This window comes from Streptomyces sp. NPDC055506 (genome assembly GCF_053643595.1).
Genome location: NZ_JBSHKH010000247.1, coordinates 1 through 4322, shown reverse-complemented (window position 1 = coordinate 4322; position 4322 = coordinate 1). Strand labels below are relative to the sequence as shown.

At 73.0% G+C, this 4322-nt stretch carries 3 protein-coding genes; 2 read left to right on the top strand and 1 reads right to left on the bottom strand.

Translation table 11 applies throughout. The features are described from left to right. Positions 1–49 precede the first annotated feature (49 nt). The gene (locus tag ACWIF2_RS40115; RefSeq protein WP_376390461.1) at positions 50–697 is read right to left on the bottom strand and encodes a TetR family transcriptional regulator; all 648 of its coding nucleotides are present in this window, start codon (positions 695–697) and stop codon (positions 50–52) included. Positions 698–819: 122 nt separating this feature from the next. Between ACWIF2_RS40115 and ACWIF2_RS40110 the strand changes: the two genes are divergently transcribed. After that, a complete protein-coding gene (locus ACWIF2_RS40110) occupies positions 820–1545 on the top strand; it encodes a VOC family protein (protein ID WP_454366573.1) in 726 nt (241 codons plus the stop codon). A 204-nt stretch (positions 1546–1749) separates the two neighbouring features. After that, entirely contained in the window at positions 1750–4158 is a 2409-nt protein-coding gene (locus ACWIF2_RS40105; RefSeq protein WP_454366571.1) for an outer membrane protein assembly factor BamB family protein, read from the top strand. Positions 4159–4322: the final 164 nt, after the last annotated feature.

The following is a 4322-nucleotide window of genomic DNA, read 5'->3' as shown; positions in this document are numbered from 1 at the left end:
AGACAGGACTTGGGAAGGGAAAGAGCCGAAGCGCACGGGCGCCGGGCGGCTACTTCGTCGGCTTTCTGCCGGTGACGCCCAGGTGCACCAACAGCGCGAGGTTCGGCTTCAGTTCGGCCTGCTTCACACCCCAGGAGGTGAAGCCCTTCTGGTGCGAGGCCACGGCCGCGAGCATCGCGACCAGCGAGCCCGCGACGGCCGCCGGGTTGACGTCCTTGTCGACCCTGCCCTTGGCCTGGAGCTCGGCGACGGCGTCCGCGAGGGAGTTGTTCACCGAGTTGAGGATCTTCATACGGAGTTTGTAGAAGCGCTTGTCGCCCTCGGCGGCGCCGAGATCGACGACCCGGAGGATCGCGTCGTTCTTGCGCCAGAACTCCAGGAACCCGTCGACGAGTTCCTGCGCCGTCTGCCAGCCGGCCTTGCCGGCCCAGGAGCGGCCCTGAAGGAGCTCGGTCAACGCGGCGCCCTCGGTCGCCATTTGCTCGGCGATCTCCAGGACGGCGCCCTCGACGTCCGGGAAGTACTGGTAGAAGGTCGCGGGCGAAGTGCCCGCCTTCCGGGCGACATCGATGACTTTGACATCCCGGTACGGGGAGGAGCTGAGCATCTCGCTGAGGCAGTCGAGCAGCTTCTGCCGGGTCGCCTGCCCACGCCGGCCGGCCACACGGCCGTCGACGGTACGCACTTGTCCTGTCATGACGTCAGCTTACCGAGGCGGGATCGAGGCGCGATTCGGCCGACTGCAAATGGGGTGTGAGGGAGCGCGGAGGCTGGTGTGCCTGGTCTGCGGGCTGCGGCCGTCGCGGTTACGTTGGCCGCATGGCCGAAAACAGGGCATCGGTGTACGCAGAGGGCGTCCCCTGCTGGGTCGACGCGCAGCTTCGCGACGTCGAGGCGGGCAAGCGGTTCTACGGTGAACTTTTCGGGTGGACCTTCGAGGACGAGTGGTTCGGCTCCTTCACCGAGGCGCTGAAGGACGGCGAACCCGTGGCCGCCCTGGTCCGCAAGGTGGACGGCCGGCTGCCCACCGTCTGGACCGTGTACTTCGCGACCCCGGACGCCGCGGCGCTGGTGAGGCGCATCCGGTCGGCCGGCGGGCAGGTCGTCTCGGCGCCGGTCCCGGCCGGTGACCTGGGCGTCACCGCCCTGGTCACCGACCCGGAGGGGGCCGTCTTCGCCCTGTGGCAGCCGGACGAGCACCCCGGCTTCGGCGTGCGGCACGAGCCGGGCACCTTCGCCTGGGCCGAGCTGTACACGCGGGACACCGAGGCGGCCAACGACTTCTACGGCGATCTCTTCCAGGAGTCCCTGTTCGGGCCCGACGCCGAGCCCGACTTCGGCCGAGCCCCCGTCACCGACCGTTTCCCGGCCGAGATGCCGCCCCACTTCCTCGTCCACTTCGCCGTCGAGGACGTACCGGCCGCGCTGGAGGACGTCACCCGGCTCGGGGGCCGCGTCCAGGTCCCGCCGTTCGAGACCTCGTACGGCACGGTGGCCGTCGTCACGGACGATCAGGGGGCGTCCTTCGCGCTGCTGCGCCGCTGACCAGGCGGCTGACCGGACGCCCTATGGTCATCTTTTGCCCCTGTGTGTACGGAGACACCCTATTCGTCGCCGGGTTCGCCACCACGGCTCCGGCCAGGAAGAATCGGGGTGCGTGCCGCCATGGCGGTGCGGTGGTGAGACGCTGCACGGGGTCGCGTGGAACATGTGGCTTGGCGCGGCTCGTACGGGGAGGTGGCAGGCAGAGTGGTGGATCAGCTGACGCAGCACGATCCGCGGCGGATCGGGCCGTTCGAGGTGCTGGGACGGCTGGGTGCCGGCGGCATGGGGCTGGTCTATCTCGCGCGCTCGGCATCGGGCCGGCGCGTGGCGATCAAGACCGTCCGCACGGAGCTGGCCGAGGACCAGCTGTTCCGGGTCCGCTTCACGCGTGAGGTGGAGGCGGCCCGCGCGGTCTCCGGCTTCTACACGGCCGCGGTCGTGGACGCCGACCCGCGCGCCGCCGTGCCCTGGCTGGCCACCGCCTATGTCCCCGCGCCCTCCCTCGAGGAGATAGTGAACGACTGCGGGCCGCTCCCGGCCCAGGCGGTGCGCTGGCTCGCGGCGGGCGTGGCCGAGGCGCTCCAGTCCATCCATGGCGCGGGGCTCGTCCACCGCGACCTGAAGCCTTCCAACGTCCTCGTCGTCGAGGACGGCCCCCGGGTGATCGACTTCGGTATCGCCTCCGGTGTATCGAACACACGTTTGACGATGACGAATGTCGCCGTCGGCACACCCGCCTACATGTCGCCCGAGCAGGCCAAGGACTCCCGCAGCGTCACGGGCGCGTCCGACGTCTTCTCCCTCGGCTCCATGCTGGTCTTCGCCGCCACCGGACACCCGCCCTTCCACGGCGCCAACCCGGTCGAGACGGTCTTCATGCTGCTGCGCGAGGGCCCGGACCTGGAGGGCCTGCCGGAGGAGCTGCGTCCGCTCATCGAGTCCTGTATGCAGATGGAGGCGACGGGCCGCCCCAACCCGGCCGACCTCCAGGCCCAGCTCGCTCCCCACCTCTTCGGCTCGGGCTCCGACGACAGCGGCACCGCCTCCGCGTGGCTGCCCGAGCGGGCCGTGGGCCTGATCGAGTCCCGCCGCAACGGCCGCCCGGCCGGCAAGCCCGCCCCCGGCGCCGGCCGCAGCGGCGGCGGACGCCCCGCCCCGGCCCCGGCACCCGGCCCCGCGCCCATCCCGCCCCCGCCCTCGCACGACCCCGTCGTCCCGGCGCCCGCGTCCGTCGCCGCCTCCGTGGCCGCTCCCGCCGGCGGTGGCCCCGACACCGGCCCCGTCCGGCTGGCCGGCGCCCAAGTGCCCATCGGCCCGGGCCCGCGCGTCGCCGACGTCCGTGCCGCCGCCGTCAAAGCACCCCCTCCGGAAGCCGCCCTCGCCGCCTCCTGGTCCAAGCCCCGCCCCGGCGTCAACGGCACGGACCCCGCCGTCGGCCCCGCCGTGGCCGCGCCCCCGGCCCCGGTCGCGCCGCCCGAGGCGAGCGGCTGGCGGCCCTGGCGCTTCCGCATGTCCAACGACGTCTGGGGCACCCCCTCCGTCGACGGCGACCTCGTCTACGTCACCTCCTTCGAGGTGCACGCCCTGGACGTGGGCACCGGCCGCCGCCGCTTCAAGACCCGGGACGTCGCCTGGTCCATGGCGGTCGCCGACGGCCGTATCCACGCCTCCGACGGGCCCACGCTGTTCGCCCTGGACGCCCGGGAGGGCGCCGACCTGTGGCGCCTGCAGACGGACGCCTGGGTCTACGCGCTCCAGGCCGGCCGCGGCACCGTCGTCACCGGAACCCGGGGCGGCGGTGTCCAGGGCTGGGAGGCCTCGGGCGGCCAGAAGCTCTGGGAGATCACCGGCTGCCAGACCGACTTCGAGTCCCCCGAGGCCGGACCCGCCCTGCACGACGGCACGGTCTACGTGTGGCAGGACGCCCGGCTGCGCGCCCTGGACGCCCGCACCGGCGACGAGCGCTGGTCGTACCCGATCGGCGACGCCGCCTCCTGCGGCGGCGTACCGGTCCGCGTCACCCCGGCGACCGACGGCTACGTGTACGTCTGCGCCGGCACCCGCGTCATGGCCCTCGACGTGGCCGCCGGCCATGTGAAGTGGCACTTCGAGGCCCCGGCGGTCTTCCTCTCCCCGCCCACCTTCGTCCCCGGCCCTGCCGTCACCGGCGGCGGCGTCTACCTGGCCGACTACCTCGGCACGGTCTACGCCCTCGACGCCACCGACGGCCGCGACCGCTGGCGCATCGCCACCGAGTCCCGCGCCTCCGTCGAACCCGTCCTGGTCGCCGCCGGGCATGTCCATGTGGGCAGCGGCAAGGGCCTCTACACCCTCGACGCGGTCACCGGCACGCCCAAGTGGCGCTTCCAGGCGGGCGGCGACATCGTGGGCGCCCCCTCGGTGGCCGAGGGCCGCATCCACTTCGGCTCCACCGACCATCTCCTCTACACCCTCAAGGCCGACGACGGCCGGCTGCGCTGGAAGCTCGCCACCGGCGGCGAGATCACCGGCTCCCCGGTCGTCCGCGACGGGGTGGTGTATGCGTGCAGCAAGGACCGCTGTGTGTACGCGCTGGACGCGGAGAAGGGCACGGGCACGGCGCGCACCGCGTGACGAGTCCGGGACGGCCGTCGTACCGGCGCACGGAAGGGTTCCAGACGGCGGCCGTCGCTTCGGGGAGCGGACCGATCACCGCTCTCACCCAAGACGCTACGCCGGGTACGCGCCGGTCGCCACGCGGTGGCCGGCCGTAACGGACGGTCCGCGCCCGGCGGCCG

Coding starts and splice junctions, on each gene's coding strand:
- ACWIF2_RS40115 (WP_376390461.1), bottom strand. CDS start 697: ATGACAGGACAAGTGCGTACCGTCGACGGCCGTGTGGCCGGCCGGCGT.
- ACWIF2_RS40110 (WP_454366573.1), top strand. CDS start 820: ATGGCCGAAAACAGGGCATCGGTGTACGCAGAGGGCGTCCCCTGCTGG.